The sequence below is a fragment of the Candidatus Binatia bacterium genome (assembly GCA_036563615.1).
In the GTDB taxonomy this organism is placed as follows: Bacteria; Desulfobacterota; Binatia; order UBA12015; family UBA12015; genus DATCMB01.
This window is the reverse complement of sequence record DATCMB010000023.1, coordinates 298,492-313,041: the sequence shown is the minus strand read 5'-3', so window position 1 is coordinate 313,041 and position 14,550 is coordinate 298,492. Positions and strand designations below refer to the sequence as shown.

15 protein-coding genes are annotated in these 14,550 nt (G+C 71.3%); 4 read left to right on the top strand and 11 right to left on the bottom strand.

The genetic code is table 11. From position 1 onward, the window contains the following. Positions 1-4: 4 nt before the first annotated feature. The 7 genes from VIS07_22585 to VIS07_22555 all read right to left on the bottom strand — a co-directional run bounded on the left by VIS07_22585 (position 5) and on the right by VIS07_22555 (position 5,340). Positions 5-1,156 carry a thiolase domain-containing protein gene (locus tag VIS07_22585; protein HEY8518310.1) on the bottom strand — a complete coding sequence of 384 codons (1,152 nt, stop codon included), beginning with the start codon at positions 1,154-1,156 and terminating at the stop codon, positions 5-7. Beyond that, positions 1,153-2,289 (bottom strand): lipid-transfer protein, encoded by a 1,137-nt coding sequence (locus VIS07_22580; GenBank protein ID HEY8518309.1) that lies wholly within the window; start codon positions 2,287-2,289, stop codon positions 1,153-1,155. The genes VIS07_22585 and VIS07_22580 overlap by 4 nt, the downstream gene beginning before the upstream one ends. Before the next feature lie 7 nt (positions 2,290-2,296). Beyond that, entirely contained in the window at positions 2,297-2,797 is a 501-nt protein-coding gene (locus VIS07_22575; GenBank protein HEY8518308.1) for a Zn-ribbon domain-containing OB-fold protein, read from the bottom strand. A gap of 15 nt (positions 2,798-2,812) precedes the next feature. Continuing rightward, positions 2,813-3,274: an OB-fold domain-containing protein gene (locus VIS07_22570; protein HEY8518307.1), complete on the bottom strand. Its 462-nt coding sequence runs from the start codon at positions 3,272-3,274 to the stop codon at positions 2,813-2,815. Continuing rightward, entirely contained in the window at positions 3,271-4,002 is a 732-nt protein-coding gene (locus VIS07_22565) for a helix-turn-helix domain-containing protein (GenBank protein ID HEY8518306.1), read from the bottom strand. The genes VIS07_22570 and VIS07_22565 overlap by 4 nt, the downstream gene beginning before the upstream one ends. Positions 4,003-4,096: 94 nt before the next feature. Beyond that, the gene (locus VIS07_22560; GenBank protein HEY8518305.1) at positions 4,097-4,651 is read right to left on the bottom strand and encodes a methylated-DNA--[protein]-cysteine S-methyltransferase; all 555 of its coding nucleotides are present in this window, start codon (positions 4,649-4,651) and stop codon (positions 4,097-4,099) included. A 20-nt stretch (positions 4,652-4,671) separates the two neighbouring features. Further along, positions 4,672-5,340 (bottom strand): NUDIX hydrolase, encoded by a 669-nt coding sequence (locus tag VIS07_22555; protein HEY8518304.1) that lies wholly within the window; start codon positions 5,338-5,340, stop codon positions 4,672-4,674. Between the two features lie 162 nt (positions 5,341-5,502). Here VIS07_22555 and VIS07_22550 point away from each other — a divergent pair, with 162 nt between their 5' ends. Then, a complete protein-coding gene (locus tag VIS07_22550; GenBank protein HEY8518303.1) occupies positions 5,503-6,021 on the top strand; it encodes a hypothetical protein in 519 nt (172 codons plus the stop codon). A gap of 14 nt (positions 6,022-6,035) precedes the next feature. Next, positions 6,036-6,536: a glutathione peroxidase gene (locus VIS07_22545; GenBank protein ID HEY8518302.1), complete on the top strand. Its 501-nt coding sequence runs from the start codon at positions 6,036-6,038 to the stop codon at positions 6,534-6,536. Between the two features lie 26 nt (positions 6,537-6,562). On the opposite strand, the gene VIS07_22540 is transcribed toward VIS07_22545, so the two are convergent. Next, positions 6,563-7,345 carry an alpha/beta fold hydrolase gene (locus VIS07_22540; GenBank protein ID HEY8518301.1) on the bottom strand — a complete coding sequence of 261 codons (783 nt, stop codon included), beginning with the start codon at positions 7,343-7,345 and terminating at the stop codon, positions 6,563-6,565. After that, the gene (locus tag VIS07_22535) at positions 7,342-8,679 is read right to left on the bottom strand and encodes an LLM class flavin-dependent oxidoreductase (protein HEY8518300.1); all 1,338 of its coding nucleotides are present in this window, start codon (positions 8,677-8,679) and stop codon (positions 7,342-7,344) included. The genes VIS07_22540 and VIS07_22535 overlap by 4 nt, the downstream gene beginning before the upstream one ends. A gap of 199 nt (positions 8,680-8,878) precedes the next feature. Here VIS07_22535 and VIS07_22530 point away from each other — a divergent pair, with 199 nt between their 5' ends. Both VIS07_22530 and VIS07_22525 read left to right on the top strand, forming a co-directional pair. Beyond that, a complete protein-coding gene (locus VIS07_22530; protein HEY8518299.1) occupies positions 8,879-9,085 on the top strand; it encodes a hypothetical protein in 207 nt (68 codons plus the stop codon). Positions 9,086-9,094: 9 nt separating this feature from the next. Then, a complete protein-coding gene (locus VIS07_22525; GenBank protein HEY8518298.1) occupies positions 9,095-9,886 on the top strand; it encodes a Coq4 family protein in 792 nt (263 codons plus the stop codon). A 69-nt stretch (positions 9,887-9,955) separates the two neighbouring features. Here the strand turns inward: VIS07_22525 and VIS07_22520 are convergent, their stop codons facing one another. Next, positions 9,956-11,158: an amidohydrolase family protein gene (locus tag VIS07_22520; GenBank protein HEY8518297.1), complete on the bottom strand. Its 1,203-nt coding sequence runs from the start codon at positions 11,156-11,158 to the stop codon at positions 9,956-9,958. A gap of 32 nt (positions 11,159-11,190) precedes the next feature. Then, the gene (locus tag VIS07_22515; GenBank protein HEY8518296.1) at positions 11,191-14,517 is read right to left on the bottom strand and encodes an adenylate/guanylate cyclase domain-containing protein; all 3,327 of its coding nucleotides are present in this window, start codon (positions 14,515-14,517) and stop codon (positions 11,191-11,193) included. Between the last annotated feature and the right edge of the window lie 33 nt (positions 14,518-14,550).

Sequence of the window (14,550 nt, the reverse complement as noted above, 5' to 3'; positions counted from 1 at the left end):
GACCTCAGAGCTCGCTGCTCAGGATGGCGATCGAGAAGTACTGCGCGCCGCCGCCGTAGGCGTGGCCGAGCGCGTTCTTGACGTTGGGCACCTGGTGCTCGCCGGCGCGACCCATCACTTGCAGCGCGGCCTCACCGAAGCGCAGCATGCCCGACGCTCCGATCGGGTTGGTGTTCAGCACGCCGCCCGACGGATTGACCGGCAGGTGACGGCCCATCTTCTGGTCGCCGCGATCGACGATCTTCCAGCCCTCGTTGATCTCGCAGAAGCCGAGATTCTCGAGCCACATGGGCTCGTACCACGAGAACGGAACGTAGAACTCGGCGACCTGGATCTCGTTCCAGGGATCCTTGATGCCGGCCTTGTCGTAGACGTACTTGGCGCACGTGCGACCGGCGAGCGGGCTCACCTGGTCGCGGCCGGGGACGTACATCGGCTCGGTGAAGGTCGCGCCGGCCTTGATCCACGCGGGCTTGCGCGGCCCCTTCTTCGCGAACTCCTCGTTCGCCATCACGATCGCAATCGCGCCGTCCGACGACGGACAGGTCTCGAGGAAGCGGATCGGATCCCACAGCATCGGCGAGTTCAGCACGTCGTCGAGCGTGATCGGGTCGCGCAGGTGCGCGTACTCGTTGCGTCCGGCGTTCTCGCGCGCGTTCACCGCCACCAGCGCACCGATGTGCGGCGGCGCGCCCGAGCGCGCGATGTACGCGCGGCAGTACGGCGCGAAGAAGCCGCCCGCGCCCGCGACCATCGGCGCGGTGAACGCGTAATTCGGCGACAGCGCCCACATCGCGTTGCCCTCGCTCTGCTTCTCGAAGGCGACCGTCAAGACACGACCGTAGAGCCCCGACGCGACGTGCGAAGCAGCGATCAGCGCCGTCGTGCAGCCGACCGAGCCCGCGGTGTGCACGCGGATGATCGGCTTCATGTGCGCGCCGAGCGCGCCGGCGAGGTACTGCTCGGGCTGCATGATGCCTTCGAGCGGATCCGGCGCCTTGCCGAGCACGATCGCGTCGATGTCGCGATGCTCGAGGCCAGCGTCGAGAAGCGCGCGGTCGACCGCGACGCGCACCATCTCGGCGACGTTGACGTCGGGCAGCTTGGACGCGTGGTGCGTCTGCCCGACCCCGACCACGGCCACTGCGCGGCTCATGTCCACCTCCGCTCGGTCCCGAGCACCCAGACGATGTTCTGCTGCAGGCAGTGCCCCGCCGACGCGTGCACGATCGCGCGCTTCGCGCCGGACACCGCGCGCTCGCCGGCGCGTCCGGAGAGCTGACGGAATCCTTCCGCGAGGCGCAGCAGGCCCGTGCTCATCAGCGGGTTGCCGCACAACGGGCTGCCGGACGGATTGACCACCGGCCCCTCGCCTTCCTTGCCGTCGAGCCCCGAGGGTAGCCCCAGCGCGTCGCGCAGGATCAGCTCCTCGGCCGGCGTCGTCGAGCCGAGCTCGACGACGTCCGCCTCGCGCGCGCTCTTCAATCCGGCCATCTCGAGCGCGTTGCGCGCCGCGAGCTCGGTGCTCGCGCTGCGCGTCAAGTCGCGCGCGCCGAGCGTCTGCAGCTCGATGCGGTGGTCGACGCCCTGGATCCACACCGGGCGGTCGCACATCTTCTCGGCCTTGCCCTCGACGGCGAGCACCATGCAGGTCGCGGTCTCGCCGATCGGCGGCACGTAGCCCTCGCGCAGCGGCCGCACGACCCACGGCGTCGCCTGCAGCTCCTTCGCGGTCGCCGGCGTGCGGACCTGGGTGTCGGGATTCTTCGCGGCCGCTGCGCGGTTGCGCGCCGCGACCTCGGCGAGCCCCGCGTCGTCGACGCCCTTCGCCGCCATGTAGGCGCTCGCCTGCAGCGCCGACGTCGAGAGGTGATCGAGGCCGAGCGACGCGTGGTAGAAGGGGTCGAGCTGCAAATTGAGCACGTGCGGCGGGCTGCCCTCCGACACCTTGCCGAAGCCGCACACGATCGCCGTGTCGCACTCCTCGGCCTGCATCTTGACCCACACGAGGTGCGCCGCCCACACGGCGTCCATCTCGACGTGCGAGTCCTGCACGGGCGGCCACGCGCCCATCACCTCGAGCGCCTGGCTGAAGCTGAAGGCGCGGCCGTCGATGTAGTCCGACGAGCCGGCGCACTGGTAGTCGATGTCCTTGCGCTCGACGCCGCAGCTCGCGAGCGCCTGCTTGATCACCGGATACAGCATCTCCGGCGCCGTGCGGTGCGGCTCCTCGGCGACGATCGGCGCCTGCGCGAAGCCGACGACGGCGACGTTCCTGAGCTTGCTCACGTTCACCTCACAAACGGTGGATGAAGCTCTCGAGCGGAGCCGGCGGCTCGCCCGTCGGCCGGAAGTACTTGATGTCGGTGTGGTCGCCCTGACGCTCGCCGTCGGGCTTCCACACGGCCTCGACACGCGTGCCCATCTGCACGTCCTCGGCCTTGCACTCCTGGATCAGGCCGTAGATCGAGACGTCCGCGCCATCGAGCGCGACCGACGCGACGACGTACGGCAGCTCGAGGTCGCGCCCGTAGACCGGCACGTTGACGATGCAGAAGGTCGTCACGATGCCGCGGTCGGCGACCTCGACGATCTCGTCGCACGGCGCGTGCGCGTGCGGCGAGCTCATCACCGGCGGCACGAAGACCTTGCCGGTCGCGCTGCACTTCGAGCCGAGGATGCGCTTGTCCTTCAACGCGCGCAGGTAGAGCGCTTTGTAGTCGCCCGCGTAGTAGTGGTACGGCAGGTTCAAGTCCGCGGCGATGTACTTGACGCGTTCCTTCGGTGGTTCGTTCATCGCTCCAACCTTTCTTCAGCCGACCAGCTCGAAGCAGGCGATGTCGCGGATCGTGCCCTTGCGCTGATCGTCGGGCGCCCAGACCGCCTTGACGCGCGAGCCGACGCGCACCTCGTCGACGCGATCGCGCACGACGTGCGCCATCGCCGTGTCGGCGCCGTCGAGCTTGACGAGCACGAAGGCGAAGCGCTGCTGCTCGAGGTGCAGCCCCGGGATCGGCTTCTCGACCACCGCGACCGCGGTGACGGTGCCCTCTTGCGCGACCTCGACCCACTCGCCGCCGCCCTTCGCGTCGACCTCGGAGTACGAGTTCGGCGGCACGACGACGCCCTGCCCCGAGACGCGCCGTCCCCAGATCCGCTTCTGCTCCTTCAGCCCTGCGAGAAAGCGCCCGGTGACCTCGCCCGTCGAGTGCTTGTACGGGAACTGGACGGTCATCCGCTGGCTCATCGGCTCGACCGTGGTCGGTGCCTTCATCTGCTCTTCCCTTTCGCGTTCGCGGCCCGTCGCGGGCGCGGGCCGAGCAAGCGGAGGAACGCCTGCTCGAGAAAACGTCGCTGCAGCGCGAGCTCGCGCGCCGAGAACGGATCCTTCGTCCACGGCGCGACGGCGTGCACCGCCTGCGCGTTGGTGAAGTACGAGTACAGCAGCCCGAACAGCGCGAAGGTCAAGTGCGGGACGTCCTCGGGCTGCCAGCCGGCCGGACCCGCGGCGTCGCGGATCAGGCGGATACCCTTGTCCGACAGCGAGCGGATCCAGCGTCCGATGCGCGGCTCGGGCAGCGCGGCGTCCTCGAGCATCACGCGCTGCAGGAGCGGTGCGAGGTGCCGATGATCGGCGAGGTGCTCGGTGAGGCGCGCGATGTGCTCGCGCACGCGCTCCGGTCGGATCGGCCCCGCCTGCCACGCCTCCGCCGTCATGGCGACGATCGGCGCGAGCCCGCGCTCGAGCACCGCGTCGTAGAGCGCCTGCTTGCTCGGGAAGTGGTTGTAGAGGCTCGACGCCGTGAGCCCGGTCTCGCGCGCGAGATCACGCACCGCGACGCCGTCGACGCCGTGCGCCGCGAACAGGCGTTCCGCGGCGTCGAGGATCAGCTCGCGCGTCGAGCGCGCATCCGTCGGCTCACGCGCCGAGCGCGCGTCCGCGGGCTGCTCGAGCGCGCGCGGCTCGGCCGCGCTGCGCTTCCTGCTCGCCTTCGCCGGCACGGCCGCCGCTCATATCCGAACGAATGTTCGTTCGTCAACGACGTCGTTGCAGCGACGCCTTCCGGTCGCGCGTCACGCTCGCGGCGCGCGCGTCTCAAACGCGCGCGCTCGAGAGCTCGCGCTGCTCCGGGAGCACCACGCCCTCGTGCTCGAGCAGCCAGCGCTTGCGGAAGAGCCCGCCGCCGTACCCCGTGAGCGAGCCGTCGGCGCCGATCACCCGGTGGCAGGGGACGACGACGCCGACCGGGTTCGAGCCGTTCGCGAGCCCGACGGCGCGGGTCGCCGTCGGCTGCCCGAGGCGCGCGGCAAGGGCGCCGTAGGTCGTCGTCGTGCCGGGCGGGATCTCGCGCAGCGCCTGCCAGACGCGCCGCTGGAACTCCGTGCCGCCGGTCTCCACCGGGATCTCGTCGAGCGCGCGCAGGTCACCTGCGAGGTAGCGACGTACGCGCGCGACGTTCGCGGTCGAGCCGTCGCCCTCGCGGATCTCGTACGATTTTTGCGCTCGATGCAGAAGCCGCGTCATGCGCGGCTCGTGATCCTCCCAGTCGAGCGCACGCAGGCGACCCTCGGCGTCCTCCAGCAAGAGCATGACGCCGATCGGGGTCTCGACCCGGTCGAGCCGCAGCGTCAAGCACTCCCGCCGTGACATGGCTCCTCGCGACGCGGACGCTAGTCGCTGCGCTCGTACCGCCAGCCGCTCGACGACATCCACAGCCGGTGACGCGGCCCGGGCGCGTTCGGATCCCCAGTCTCCCAGGCGACGTCGCCCTGCCAGCAGGTGATGCCACCGTCGGGCGTCATCACGATCTTGGTCGTGAAGCGCTCGGGCTCGCAGCAGCGGCAATCCTCGAGCAGCGCCGCGACGCTGTCGTAGCGGGCGAGACGCTCGAGCGTCACCCATGTCGGCGGCATGAGCTCGATCTCGAGCGCGTTGCGCCGCCGCATCGCGTCCGCCGGACGCATCCAGGCCTGCTCGTGGATCTCGCCCTGATCGATCGCGACCACGCCGTCCGGCGCGGGCGCGACGAAGAACCACGTGAGAAAGCGCTTGATGGCGGCGTCGGGCGGCGTCCAGTGCGACAGCGGCACGAGCACGTCCTCGGTGATGACGAGGCCGGTCTCCTCGTACGCCTCGCGCACGGCGGCGCGACGGGCGGCGGCGAGGTCGTCGTCGGGGTCGAGCCCGGCGCGGTCCGCGTCGTCGACGCGTCCACCCGGAAACACCCACATGCCACCCGCGAACGCGAGCTTCGAGTTGCGGCGCAGCAAGAGCGTCTCGATACCTTCCGCTCCGTCGCGGAGCAGCACCACCGTCGCCGCCTGCAGAATCTCGTCCATGACGTCGGCGCGACTCTAGCGCCCCGTTGCGCCTTGACCAACCGGCGCGGCGCGTCGCGCCGCGTCAAGAGCCGCGCGCGGCACGACGCGCGCGCGCACGACCAGCGAGGACCGTCGACGCCCCGTGTGCTCCAGCACGCGCTTCCTGCTATCGCCGGAGCGATGACGAAGCCGAAGCGACGCATGCCCATCGCCCTCGCGGCCCTCGCCGCGCTCGCCGTCCTTGGAGCCGCCGCGCCGGGTCGCGCGCAGGACGCGACGCCCACGCCGAGCGACGACGCCAGCAAGGCGTTCGCCGAGGTGTTCGAGCGCGCCGACACCAACAAGGACGGCAAGCTCAGCGAGGAAGAGGCGCGCCGAGCCGGTCTCTTCACGACCGAGCAGAGCTTCGAGGAAACCGACGCCGACGGCGACGGCGTGGTGACGCTCTTCGAGCTCGGCGACGCGCTGCAGAAGCGGCTGCGGCACTGGTCGTCGGCCGACGCCGACGGCGACGGTCACGTCTCGCGCGAGGAGGCGCAGGCCGCGGGCGGCTCGCTGTGGGAGATGTTCCTGCGCGCCGACCGCGACCGCGACGGCCGCGTCAGCCCCGACGAGATCGACGTCTACTCCCGCAACGCGTTCTACAGCGAGACCGCCGACCCGGGCGTGGTGCCGAACATCATCAACAAGCGCTTCTGAGAAAGGAGCCGACCATGGCGAGCGCCGGCAAGACGCTGCACGACTTCACGATGAAGACCATCGACGGCGAGCAGCGCTCGCTCGCCGACTTCCGTGGCAAGGCGCTGCTGGTGGTGAACGTCGCCTCGAAGTGCGGCCTCACGCCGCAGTACGAGGATCTGCAGAAGCTGCACGAGCGCTATGCATCGCGCGGCTTCGCGGTGCTCGGCTTCCCGTGCAACCAGTTCGCGGGACAGGAGCCGGGCACCGACGCCGAGGTCAAGCAGTTCTGCAGCCTCGAGTACGGCGTCACCTTCCCGATGTTCTCGAAGATCGACGTGAACGGTGACGCGCGCGCCCCGCTCTACGCCTGGCTGACCGAGCAGGAGGTCGGTCCCGAGGCGGCGGGCGACATCAAGTGGAACTTCACGAAGTTCGTCGTCGACAAGCAGGGCAACGTCGTCGCGCGCTTCGACCCGACCTCCAAGCCGACGGCGCCCGAGGTCGAGCAGGCGATCGAGCGCGCGCTCGCCTGACGCACGGGAGATCGGCCGACGAAGCTTCAGCCGACGAACTCGAGGATCGCGCGTGCGAGCTCCTCGGGCGCGTCGACGTCGACCAGGTGCCCGGCCCCCGGGATCGTGCGCGTCTCGACCTCGCCCGGGATCCCGGCGGCGAAGCGGTGCGCATACGACGGCGGGATCACGCGATCCTCGGCGCCCCAGACGATCAGCGTCGGCGCCTTGATGCGGTGCAGACGCTTCTTGAGACCGCGCTCCCCGAGCGGCCAGGTGAGACGCGCCGCCGCCACGCCGGCGCGCGCGACCAGGATCGCCCACTCGGTGGGATCCTCGCCCTCGGGTGGAGTCATCGCCGCGACGACGCGCTCGGGGTGGCTCGACAGCAGCGCGGGCAGATCTTCTGGCTTGACGGCGAAGACGTCGCGCGTCGGCTCCGCGGCGTCGAACAGCCCGTAGGGCGCGACCAGCACGAGACGCTTGACGGTCGCGCGCGACAGCGCCGCGACCTCCGCGGCGAGCATGCCGCCGACCGACGCGCCGATCAGATCCGCGCCCTCGAGGCCCGCGCCCTCGAGCAGGTCGAGCGTCGCCGCGATCCAGTCCGGCAGGTCGTCGAGCAGCTCGTGACCCGTCGCGCCGGGGAAGCCCGGCAGCGACGGCACGATCACGCGCCGACGCTGCGCGAGCGCGTCGAGGAACGGCGACCAGCGGATCGCGCCACCGAGCCCTGCGAAGAAGCCCAGCGGCGCACCCTCGCCCTTCTCCCAGACGCGGCACGCGTGGCCGTTGACGGTGACCTGGAACTCGCGCGGCGCGTCCATCATCGGGTCACCGCTCCGGGCGCGCTCGCCGCGCCACGCTCCTCCCAGCGCCCGCCGCGCGCGGGCTCACCGTTGCCGGACACCGAAGGCGACGCGCCGAGGTCGCGCGGCTCGGCGCGGTGCGCCTGCGGCAGCGGCTGCGGCCACCAGCGGTTCTCCCAGCGGTCGTCGAACAGGTCGCGGATCTGCGGCGCGACCTGCGTCGCGAAGAGCTGCGTGTTGTACTGCGTGAGCTGCTTCGACATGTTGCCGAACTGCAGCAGCAGCATCATCTGACCGACGTTCAGGTTGATCGCGACCTCGCGCAGCTTGTCCGCGACCTCGTCCGGGCTGCCGACGATCACGTAGCCGCGCTCGATGATCTCCTCGAACGGCGTCGACGAGATCTCCTGCGCGTTCGAGGCGGCCGCGGCCTGCGCCACCATCGACTGCATGCGTGCGCGAATCGACGCCTCGCTCATGTATCCCGGCGGCTGCGCGAAACGCGGATCGATGTGCAGACAGCGGCCGTAGAAGTACTCGGCCGGCTCGCGGTAGAGCTCGAAGGCCTCGGCGCTGGTCTCGGCGACGCCGACGAATTGCAAGAAGCCCGCACGGTACGGATTCTGGTCTTTACCGAGCCGCTCCATCTCGGCCCAGAAGCCCTTCATCGTCGCCTCGCCGGCCTTGTAGCCGAAGTACGAGAGGTACGAGTAGACGTAGTCCTTCTCGGCGCACCAGCGCCACGTCTCGACCGAGCCGCCGCCGGGGATCCAGATCGGCGGGTGCGGCTTCTGCAGCGGACGCGGCCATGGATTGACGTAGCGTTGCTGGTTCCAGCGGCCGTGGAAGACGAACGGATCGGGCTCGGTCCAGCAGCGCATGATGAGGTCGTGCGCCTCGAGGTAGCGCTCGCGAAGCTGGCTCGGGTTCTGGCCGTACGCGTAGCAGGTGTCCATCGGCGTCCCGACGGGGAAGCCCGCGACCAGGCGCCCGCCCGAGATGCAGTCGAGCATCGCGAATTCTTCGGCGACGCGGATCGGCGGGTTGTAGAGCGCGAGCGAGTTGCCCATCACGACCAGCGCCGCGTCGCGCGTCCGGCGTGCGAGCGCCGCCGCCATCAGGTTCGGCGACGGCATGAGGCCGTAGCCGTTCGAGTGGTGCTCGTTGACGCAGATGCCGTCGAACCCGACCTCCGCCGCGAACTCGAGCTCGTCGAGGAAGTCGTTGTACATCAGGTGGGCGCGTGCCGGGTCGAAGAGGCGCGAGTCGATGTCGACCCAGACCGACGGATGCTTCTCTTTGAAGTCGTCGGGAAGCTCCGTGTACGGCATCAGATGGAACCAGCACAGCTTCATGCCCCCTCCTTACCGCGGTTCCGCGCGTCGGGTCCATCGGGCTGCTGCCCGCTGCGTCATGCGGCACGCAGTGGAGAGCATGCGGCGGCTGCGCCGCGTGCGGCCTGCGGCTCCGTGAAAGTGAAGTGATTTCGCGGTGGGACACCAGCTCCCGCCGCTGGCACGGGGCCTGCGTCGGCGCCGGGCGGGAGGTGACGACATGCTGCCCAACATCCCGGATGCGGCGCTCGCAATGCGAATCTCCTGGGACGTCCCGCTCGGCGCGCTCTTGGTCGTGCCGCTGCTGGTCGCGGCGGCGATCGGCGTCGTCGTCGAGACCGGCGTCGTCGGCGCGCTCGCCGCGCGCGGGCGCGGTCGTGCGACGGTCGGACGCGATCCGGTGGCCGCCGCCGCGCCGCGCAGCTAGTCTCACGGCATGAACGCGCAGGAGACCGCGCCCAGGCGGCGCGACTGGCCGCGCGCCTGGCGTGCGCTCAAGGTGCTGGTCGCGGACCCGAAGCGCACCGAGCAGGTCTTCGAGATCCTCGACGCGCTCGCCGGCCAGAGCTTCGACCGCGCCTTCGCCGTCTTCGCCGCGCACCCCTACGGCGCGCGCCTCTTGCGCGAGAAGCCGTCGCTGCTCGCCGCGCTGTCCGACCGCGAAGCGCTACGCCGTCTCCCCGAGGGCTCGTTCGGGCGCGCCTACCTCGACTTCATGGAGGCGGGAGATCTCACCGCCGAAGGACTCGTCGAGGCCGACCTGATGGCCGCGCAGAGCTCGCCGCAAGCGCCGCAGCTCGACCCCGACCGCCAGTACTTCGGCGACCGCAGCCGCGACATGCACGACCTCTGGCACGTGCTGACCGGCTACGGCATGGACGAGGCCGGCGAGGCCGCGAACCTCGCGTTCACCCAGGCGCAGATCCCGAGCCTCGGGATCGCGCTGATCCTGCTCGCCGCCGTCGCGGTCGGACCGAAGGACCCGACCTTCAGGTGGGCGCGCTACCTGCTCGCCGCCTGGCGACGCGGCAAGCGCACGCCGCTGCTCACGGTCGCCCCCTACGAGGAGCTGCTGCCGCTGCCGCTCGACGAGGTGCGCCGCCGCCTCGGCGTGCCGCCCGCGTCGGAATTTCATCCTGACGGCATCATCGTCGCGGATCGGACGACGGAGAGCAGCGACGTCGTCTGGCGGACGTCCGACGATTCCTCCGGGTACCGCGCGGCCTGAGCCGAAGCGGCGCGAGACGCTTCGTGCCGAGCAGGCTCGGCTGCGTGGCGGAGCAGGTCGCGGCGCCGGCTAGTGCCGGCCGCCCAGCTCCGCGTCGAGCCCGCGCCCCATCAGGTCGACGAAGTTGTCGCAGTAGAACTTCTGCCGCGCGCGCTCGGACACGCCCTCCATGCTCGCCTCGAAGCGCTTGATCGGGTTGCGCCCGCCCTCGACGTGCGGCCAGTCCGACGAGAACATGCACACGTCCTCGCCGACCTGCTCGATGATCCAGCCGACGGGCTCGGTCGGGTACGGCGTCACGCGAATCTGACGCTTGACGTACTCGCTCGGCTTGAGCTCGAGCTTCTGCAGACGCTCCTCGCTCTTGCGAAACGCCTCGAGCGCCGAGTCGAGCTGACGCATCCAGCTCGGCACCCACACCGCGCCTTGCTCGATGACGCCAACCTTGAGCCGCGGGAAGTGGTCGAACACGCGGTCGAAGATCATCGTCGCGAGCGTCTGCATGGGCGGGAACGGGATCGCCATGTAGTCGACCGAGCGGAAGTTCTCCGCGCCGCCGTGGAAGTCGGGGACCGGCGGCAGGCCGTTCTCGAAGTAGTTCGGATCGAGCAGCCGTCCGCCGCCGCCGACGTGGAAGACGATCGGCAGCCCGGCGTCCTGCGCGACCTCCCAGACGGGAAAGAGCCCGACGTGGCTCGGCGAGTGCCCGCGGGGGCACGACGATGCGATCAGCAGCGCCTTGCAGCCCATCGCGATCGCTTCCTCGGCCATGGCGCGCGCCCGCGCGAAGTCGGCGAGCGGCACGTAGCCGACGGGGAGCAAGCGGCGGTCGATCGAGCAGAAGTCGACCTGCGCGCGGTTGTGCGCGCGCGCGAGCCCGTAGGCGAAGTCGAGGTCGTCCGAGTGCTCGGCGTCGTTCAGGTACTTGTTGAGGAACGTGTTGAACACGAGCTGGCTCGAGAAGCCGAGCAGGTCGAGCGCGCGCGGACGGTCCTCCTTCAGGAACGAGCCGAGCGCGCTCCAGTTCTTGCGCAGCATGATCTCCGCCTCGAGGCACTGCCGCTCCGCCGGGTCGGCGTGCTTGCGGCGCAGCTTGTCGATCATGCGCTCCTCGCCCGGCTTGACGGTGGCGACGTAGAGCGGACGCAGCTTCTCGCGCACGCCCGGGTCGGCGTACGGCACGAGCCAGTCGGGCGTCTCCATTACGTGCGCGTCGGCGTCGTGGTACACGCGACCGCGCGCGTACGGAACGGTCTGCTGCAGGCTCTCCATGGCGCCTCCTCGAATCGCTCCTGCCTCGTCGCTCACGTCTGCCACGCGAGCTCGCTCCCGTGCCAGCTCGCCCCGATCTTGTCGTACAGCGCACGCGCGCAGTCGAGCTCCTTTCGCGCCCCGCTCTCGTCGCCGGCGAGGTGCAGGAGCCGCGCGCGCACGGCGTGGACCCGGGGCGCGAGCGCTCGCGCCCCGGTGCGCTGCACCAGCTCGTCGCACTCGCCGAGGATCGCCTCGGTCTCGTCGCGCGCCGCACCGCCCTCGGTCGCGAGCTGCGTGCGCGCGCGCGCGAGCAGAGCGTAGAGAAGCTGCAGCTGGTGGCCGCGCTGGCGCGCGGTCGCGACCGCGCGCTCGACGCTGGTGTGCGCACCGAGCAGGTCGTCGCGGCCGAGGTACGCCTGCGCGAGCTCGACGAGGTAGAACGGCTCGGCGTTGAGCGCCGTGCGCCGCTCCTGCACCAGCGCGAGCGCGCGCTTCGTGCTGTCGATCGCCAGGCTCCACATCCCGCGCAGACGCTGCGCCTGACCGAGCGCGGCCCACGCGCTCGCGAGCAGCACGGGGCTCCCCGAGCGCTCCGCGATCTCGACCGCGCAGCGTCCCCACTCGAGAGCCTGTTCGGTGTCGCCCGAGAGCTCGCCGAGCACGACGAGATCGTGGCAGCCCGTCGCGACCACCTCGAGGTCGTTGCGCCTTCGCGCGACGTCCATGGCGGTCTCGAGCTCGCGCCGGCCGGCCGCGACGTCGCCCGCGAACGCGAGCAGGAGCCCGCGCAGCGCCGTCAGCGCGGCGAGCGGGCTGAAGCCCGCGCGGTGCGCGCCGAGGTCGAAGTCGCCCGCCGCGATGGCGAGCGCGCGCGCGCTCGCGGCGAGGGCGTCATCGACGGCGCCGACCGTCAGCAGCGTCTCGACCCGCACGCACGACGTCAAGTAGAGCAAGTCCTCGCGCCCTGCCGACTCGGCACGACGCATCGCCTCACCGAGCTGCTCGAGCGCCTCGCGCGACGCTCCGGCGAGGTGGCGCGCGACCGCGAAGCCGAGGCGGATCAGCACTGCCGCCTCGCGGTTGCCGGTGCGCTCGGCGAGCTCGCTGCCCTCGGCGAAGGTCGCCGCGAGTTCGCTCTCGGACTCGCCGAAGAACGCTCCGTGGTGCAGCAGCCCGAGGCACGCGGCGAGCGCGAGCGCGCGCGTGTCGTTCGCCGGCGGCTCGTCGGCGATCAACGAGCGCACCGAGCGCCAGTGGCGCAGCGCCTCGGTGCGGTCGTGCAGCCCGGCCCAGCGCGCCGCACGCTCGTGCCAGCGCGCGGCGTCGAGCCGCTGACCCGCCGCCTCGTAGTGCGACGCGAGCAGCGCCGCGTGCTCGTGCACGCGCTCGCCGTGCAGCTTCTCGAGCGCGGCGGCGACCGCGGCGTGGCTGCGCGCGCGCACCTCGCCGAGCTGTGAGCGATAGGCCGCTTCCTGGGTGAGCGGATGGCGGAAGGCATACGTGCACGCGCCGTCCGTGCCCTCACGCTGCAGGAAGTCCGCGTCGACGAGCTCGTCGAGCACACGGCGCAGCTCGTCTTCCGAACGCTCGAGCACGGCCGCGAGCACCGTCGGCGAGAACGTCCGGCCGACCACTGCCGCCGCCTGCAGCACGGCCTTGCCGTCCTCGGCGAGCCGGTCGATGCGCGCCGAGAGCAGCGCCTGCGCGCTCTCCGGCATCACCACCGCGTCGACCGGACGCGCGAGGCGCAGCGCGCCGCGCTCACCGACCAGCGTCCCCGACTCGCGCAGCGACTCGACGAGCTCCTCGATGAAGAACGGATGGCCTGCCGTGCGCTCCTGGATGAGCTCCGGGAGGCGGGCGACGCTCGGGTCGCGTCCGAGCAGGGCCGTGGCGAGCTCGCGACCGGCTTCCGGCGAGAGCGGCTCGACGACGAGCTCGCGATACGCGGCTAGCCGCGGCGCGAGCGTGCGGCCCTCGGGACGGTAGGTGACGAGGTGCAGGATCGGCAGCTCGGGCACGACACCGAGCACCTGCTCGCCGAGCGCCGCGCTCGCGGGGTCCATCCAGTGCAGGTCCTCGACGACCAGCACGAGCGGCGCACGCGCCGTCCACGCGCGGAGCAGACGCCCGAGCAGCGCGGCGATGCGACGCTGGCGCGCCTCCGGATCGATCCGCGGCACGGTCTGCTCCGCGTCCCGCGCGCCGAGGAACTCCGCATCCTGCACGCCGAGGAAGTCGAACAGCAGCGGCAGATCGTCCTCGAAGGAGCGGTCGAGCAGCAGCAGGCGTCCCGCGACGCGCTCGCGGGCGCGGCGCGGCTCCTCGTGCTCGCCGATCTCGAAGAGGCTCCGCAGCAAGCCGAGCAGCGAGAAGAACGGAACGCGTCGCGCGTGCGCCGCGCAGTACGACTGCGCGACCGTGATGCCGCGCGCGCGGCAGCCGGCGAGGAACTCGTAGCAGAGCCGGCTCTTGCCGACGCCCGCCTCGGCGACGAGCGCGAGCGCCCGTCCGCGACCGGCGAGCGCCTCCTCGAGCGCCGCTTGCAGCGCCGCCATCTCGCGCTCGCGTCCGACGAAGCGCGACAGCCCGCGTGTGCGCGACACGTCGAAGCGCGTGCGCGCGTTGCCGACGCCGCGCAGCTCGTAGACGTGCACCGGGCGCGGCACGCCCTTGACGCGCGACTCGCCGAGGTCGCGCAGCTCGAACCAGCCGTCGACGAGACGCGCCGTCGCCTCGGCGAGGTAGACGCGACCGGGCTCGGCGAGCTGCTCCATGCGCGCCGCGATGCCGACCACCGGCCCCTGCGCGGTGTAGTCCATGCGCATGTCGTCGCCGATGCGGCCCACGACGACCTCGCCCGAGTTGAGCCCCATGCGCACCGAGAACGCGATGCCCTCGCGGCGCAGCTCGTCGGCGTAGCGGCGCAGCTCGTCGCGCAGGTGCAGAGCCGCGTGACAGGCGCGCTGCGCGTGGTCCTCGTGCGCGACCGGGGCACCGAACAGCGCCATGATGCCGTCGCCCGTGTATTGATTGACGGTGCCCTCGAAGCGGTGCACGCCGTCCGTCATCAAGAGAAAGAAACGCTCGAGGATCCGGTGCCAACGCTCGGCGTCGACCTGCTCGGCGAGCTCCATCGAGCTCTTGACGTCGGCGAACAGCACGGTGACGAGCTTGCGCTCGCCCTGCTGCGCGGAGCGGCGGCTCAGCACGTCCTCGGCGAGGTGCCGCGGCGTGTAGCTCGAGACGGCGCCCGGCTGTGCGACGTGCGGCTCGCCGAGGCGGTGCCCGCAGGCGTCGCAGAAGCGCGCGCTCGGACGCAGCGACGTCCCGCAGGCGTCGCAGACTCGCGGCTCGCTGGGCGCGCTTTCGGACATCTCGAGAATCGCGGCGCGACGGCGGGGGATGCG

Excerpts from the sequence above, each read along its gene's own strand:
- VIS07_22540 (HEY8518301.1), bottom strand. The coding sequence starts at position 7,345 with ATGATGGACGCGCCGCGCGAGTTCCAGGTCACCGTCAACGGCCACGCG.
- VIS07_22585 (HEY8518310.1), bottom strand. The coding sequence starts at position 1,156 with ATGAGCCGCGCAGTGGCCGTGGTCGGGGTCGGGCAGACGCACCACGCG.
- VIS07_22545 (HEY8518302.1), top strand. The coding sequence starts at position 6,036 with ATGGCGAGCGCCGGCAAGACGCTGCACGACTTCACGATGAAGACCATC.
- VIS07_22575 (HEY8518308.1), bottom strand. The coding sequence starts at position 2,797 with ATGAACGAACCACCGAAGGAACGCGTCAAGTACATCGCCGCGGACTTG.
- VIS07_22535 (HEY8518300.1), bottom strand. The coding sequence starts at position 8,679 with ATGAAGCTGTGCTGGTTCCATCTGATGCCGTACACGGAGCTTCCCGAC.
- VIS07_22530 (HEY8518299.1), top strand. The coding sequence starts at position 8,879 with ATGCTGCCCAACATCCCGGATGCGGCGCTCGCAATGCGAATCTCCTGG.
- VIS07_22525 (HEY8518298.1), top strand. The coding sequence starts at position 9,095 with ATGAACGCGCAGGAGACCGCGCCCAGGCGGCGCGACTGGCCGCGCGCC.
- VIS07_22515 (HEY8518296.1), bottom strand. The coding sequence starts at position 14,517 with ATGTCCGAAAGCGCGCCCAGCGAGCCGCGAGTCTGCGACGCCTGCGGG.
- VIS07_22570 (HEY8518307.1), bottom strand. The coding sequence starts at position 3,274 with ATGAAGGCACCGACCACGGTCGAGCCGATGAGCCAGCGGATGACCGTC.
- VIS07_22555 (HEY8518304.1), bottom strand. The coding sequence starts at position 5,340 with ATGGACGAGATTCTGCAGGCGGCGACGGTGGTGCTGCTCCGCGACGGA.
- VIS07_22560 (HEY8518305.1), bottom strand. The coding sequence starts at position 4,651 with ATGTCACGGCGGGAGTGCTTGACGCTGCGGCTCGACCGGGTCGAGACC.
- VIS07_22550 (HEY8518303.1), top strand. The coding sequence starts at position 5,503 with ATGACGAAGCCGAAGCGACGCATGCCCATCGCCCTCGCGGCCCTCGCC.
- VIS07_22520 (HEY8518297.1), bottom strand. The coding sequence starts at position 11,158 with ATGGAGAGCCTGCAGCAGACCGTTCCGTACGCGCGCGGTCGCGTGTAC.